This window comes from Candidatus Paracaedimonas acanthamoebae (genome assembly GCA_017307065.1).
Lineage (GTDB): Bacteria > Pseudomonadota > Alphaproteobacteria > Caedimonadales > Caedimonadaceae > Paracaedimonas > Paracaedimonas acanthamoebae_A.
Window position 1 is genome coordinate 1 of sequence record JAFKGL010000049.1, and the last position, 2,929, is coordinate 2,929.

The window sequence follows — 2,929 nt, forward strand, 5'->3', positions numbered from 1 at the left end:
GACTTTCTAGCTCTTCATCATCACCATGGAAAAATCTTTCAACTGAACCTTCCACTAATCTTTCCCCTCAATCTAAGCCTCATAATCTTGCTTATGTCATTTATACTTCAGGTTCTACAGGTAAACCTAAAGGCGTATTGATAGAACATAAGAGCGTTAACAGACTTATCTTTAACCAGAATTACGTTACAATTAAATCTTCTTTTATCTTAGCCCAATTAGCTAATGCTGCTTTTGATGCAGCAACTTTTGAAATTTGGGGATCTTTGCTCAATGGAGCCAAATTAATATTTATTCCCCAAAATATCATTTTTTCTGCACAAAATTTTAGTAATTTTTTAAGTAATCAAAAGGTCGATGGCTTATTCATAACTACGGCTTTGTTTAATAGACTGGTCCATGAAAAACCAAGTATCTTTAAGAATCTTAGATTTGTGTTATTTGGAGGTGAACTTGTCAATCCTGAGATAGTAAATCTGGCTCTCCAAGAGGGTGCTCCTAAACAATTAACCCATGTTTATGGTCCCACTGAGAGCACAACATTTACGACAGCCTACGAGGTTGAGAAGATCACTTCCTATGGAAATACAGTTCCTATAGGGCGTCCCCTCTCTAATACCAAGGTCTACATTCTTGACAGTAATTATAATACCCTTCCTGTAGGTATCATTGGGGAACTTTATATTGGAGGGGATGGGCTCGCCAGGGGATATCTTAACCAACCTGAACTTACGGCAAAAAAATTTATTGAAAATCCCTTTGCTACCGAACAGGAGAGGAAAGAAGGACGAAACACAAGGATCTATAAAACAGGAGATCTCTGCCGTTGGCTGGAAGATGGTAGTATCGAATATATTGGGCGCATGGATAATCAAGTAAAGCTCAGGGGATTTCGTATTGAGCTGGGGGAAATAGAGACTCTCCTCAAGCAACACCCAAAAGTAAAAAACGCTATTGTGATTTTAAGAGAGGATGAACCTGGCGATAAGAGGCTTGCAGCCTATACAATTCTGGAAGAGGATTCTGGTATTAATCCAGAGGTACTTGGGGCTTTCTTGGAAGAAAAACTACCGGGCTATATGCTGCCCTCTGCATTTGTGACTCTTGATTCTTTCCCTCTTACCCCTAATGGCAAAATAGACAAGAAGGTATTGCCTAAACCTCTACACCGGAACATCGGAAAATATGTTGAACCTCAAACAGAAATTGAAAAAGTACTGATTAACATTTGGGAAGAAATACTAAGAGTTAAAAAGATTGGGGTGCACAGTGATTTTTTTGCACTTGGTGGTCACTCTTTGCTGGCAGCAAAGATTGTTACAAAGGTAAATAAATACTTTAATGTAAATCTCACTGTAGGAGATGTTTTAAAGAATAAGACAATCCTTGCAATAGCAAAAAAAGTAGAGTCTCTTCCAAAAGTCGAATTTAGTCTTCAAAAACCTACTACTTTTGTCGGAGACAAAATAAATATTCCCCTTACATCGAGCCAGGAGCAAATATGGCTCCATTTACAGGAAGCCCAAGGTAACGTTATCTATAATGAACCATTCACTATTACGATGCCGATGTCTATTTCCCATGCTTGTCTTGAAAAGAGTGTGAATGAAATAGTAAAACGTCATGAAATCTTAAGAACACGCATTTATCTCTTTCAAGGCCTTCCAGTACAATCCATTTCTCCCTATCAGTTTTTTGATCTTCAATCTGTAGACCTTTCATCTATAAAAGATCCAAAAACATGCTTAGAAGAAGCCTATAGAATAGCCACGTTGGAAGCAAAAAAATCCTTTGATCTTGAAAACGGATCTCCTATAAAGTTTAAGCTAATAAAGTTAAATAATATTCTTTACAAGCTTTGTATTGTTGCTCATCATATCGTGATTGATGGTTTTTCTCTCTATAAAACTTTGTTCCCTGAGCTAATAGACTGCTATAAAGCTTTTTCAAATAAGACACTCCCTTACTTGCCTAAGATTGATTTTCAATATACAGATTATGCTTTGTGGAATCAAAAAAGAATAGTTGATTATTCTAAAGATAGCCAATTTTGGAAAAACTTATTACAGGGTGTTCAGGATGTTTCTTTTGGGAAAACTCCAATAGAGTTTCAAGGTAGAAGGGAAATTTTAGCCTTAGACAAAGATTTAAGTAAAAAATTATTTGATTTAAGCTATCACCATGGTGTGAGTCGTTTTGTAATCTTACTCACAGTTTTCAAAGTGCTCCTTTACAAAATCACAGGACAAACTGATTTAGCTATTGTGAGTGCTGTTTCTGGTCGGAATCAATCATTTTTAGATACCCTGGTTGGCAATCTTTTAAACAGCGTCATTTTTCGTAATGATCTTTCTGGGAATCCTACTTTTTCTGAACTTCTCACAAAAGTTAATCAAAATGCTTTAGATGTCTATGAGCATCAAGAATTACCCTTACAAAAAGTATCGGAGTTAATACGGAAAAATCAGGACGATAGATTACCCTTAACTGCAGCATTTGTCCTTGAACCTTCTCTGGATAAAAATGATCTTGATTGGGAGTTAAGTCAATTAGAAATTCATACGGATACAGCAAAGTTCCCTTTAACAATGGAAATAGATGAAAGGCCGGAAGGCATCATAGGCCGAATAGAATATAACACCGATCTTTTTGACAAAACTTTCATTCAGAATTTTATACGGCAATTTGAAACAATACTTCAAACTGTTGTATATTGTCCTTATGTAAAGATTTCAGACATTGACCTTCTGAGTCAAGAAGAGAAAAAAAAGCTTCTTTATGAGTGGAATGATACAAATGTTGAATATCCAAAAGATAAAACTATTCATCAACTTTTTGAAGAACAAGTCCAACAAACACCCCATAATATAGCGATCATCTTTGAAGACCAAGAACTTACTTATTATCAACTGAATGAAAAAGCAAATCA

At 35.8% G+C, this 2,929-nt stretch carries 1 protein-coding gene; it reads left to right on the forward strand.

The window, feature by feature from the left end; all coding sequences use genetic code 11:
* A partial coding sequence (locus J0H12_07655) for an amino acid adenylation domain-containing protein (protein MBN9413773.1) occupies positions 1 to 2,929 on the forward strand: 2,929 nt, incomplete at both ends.